Origin of the sequence: Pseudoalteromonas peptidolytica (assembly GCF_012641745.1) — a bacterium.
Taxonomy (GTDB): Bacteria; Pseudomonadota; Gammaproteobacteria; order Enterobacterales; family Alteromonadaceae; genus Pseudoalteromonas; species Pseudoalteromonas peptidolytica.
This window is the reverse complement of sequence record NZ_WEHZ01000087.1, coordinates 1-1,023: the sequence shown is the minus strand read 5'-3', so window position 1 is coordinate 1,023 and position 1,023 is coordinate 1. Positions and strand designations below refer to the sequence as shown.

Genomic DNA, 1,023 nt, shown 5'->3' with positions numbered 1-1,023 from the left:
TAATCGCCAAAAAACAAGAGTAGTTACCATGAGTTACAAGCAGTTGATCGAAGGACAAAGATACCAGATAGAGGCATACTTACGCGAGGGTTTTAGTTACCGGGAAATTGGAAAGCGGCTGAGTGTTAGCCACAGCACGATAAGCCGCGAAGTTCGGCGCAATAGAATTCGGGATAATCATTATCTACCAGAGGTCGCCCACGCTAAGACGATAAAGCGCCGATGTCAGGCAGCGAAGTATAATATTTCAGGGCTGACTGTCACATTCGTAGAGTTCGGGTTGAGTCAAAAATGGAGTCCTGAACAGATCGCAGGCGTGGGTAAAATGATTGGTTACGCTGTTAGCCATGAGTGGATTTACGGTTTTGTGCGGCGTGATAAATTACGTGGTGGCAAGCTGTTTAAGCAGTTGCGCCATGGTCACCGCAAATATCGAAAAGGTAGTCGAGCCAAGCGAGTCATAATTCCGAATCGCGTAGGCATTGAACATCGGCCAGCCATCGTCGATACGAAAAAGCGATTTGGTGACTGGGAAGCTGATACCGTTTTAGGCAAGCAAGGGACAGGCGCGATTGTCAGCCTAGTTGAACGTAAAAGTAAGCTATACCTACTCCGTAAAGTGCCAGCAAAGAGTGCAATTGATGTTAGTCGAGCAATGATAGGAATGCTGTGGCGGTATCGCGGCCAAGTCCGAACCATCACTGCGGACAATGGAAGTGAATTCTGTGATCACGAGCGGGTTGCAGAGAAGTTGAAAACAGATATTTACTTCGCTAATCCATACTCATCATGGGAGCGTGGGTTGAATGAAAATTTCAACGGGCTGCTGCGCCAGTACATCAAGAAAGGTACAGATTTACGGACTGTAACGGACAAGCAGATTGCTGATATTGAACGGGCATTAAATGCCAGACCGAGAAAGTGTTTAGGGTATAAACAGCCTGCTGTTGTATTCAATAAATTACGCAAAGTACGTAAAGCAGCTTAATTTAGCGAGTGGTGCACTTCGGAGTTGAATTCGCG

1 protein-coding gene is annotated in these 1,023 nt (G+C 46.4%); it reads left to right on the top strand.

Features of this window, described 5'->3' with window-relative positions; translation table 11 throughout:
• The first annotated feature begins 28 nt into the window (after positions 1-28).
• Positions 29-988 carry an IS30 family transposase gene (locus F9Y84_RS21835; RefSeq protein WP_147391502.1) on the top strand — a complete coding sequence of 320 codons (960 nt, stop codon included), beginning with the start codon at positions 29-31 and terminating at the stop codon, positions 986-988.
• Positions 989-1,023 lie beyond the last annotated feature (35 nt).

Coding starts and splice junctions, on each gene's coding strand:
- F9Y84_RS21835 (WP_147391502.1), top strand. CDS start 29: ATGAGTTACAAGCAGTTGATCGAAGGACAAAGATACCAGATAGAGGCA.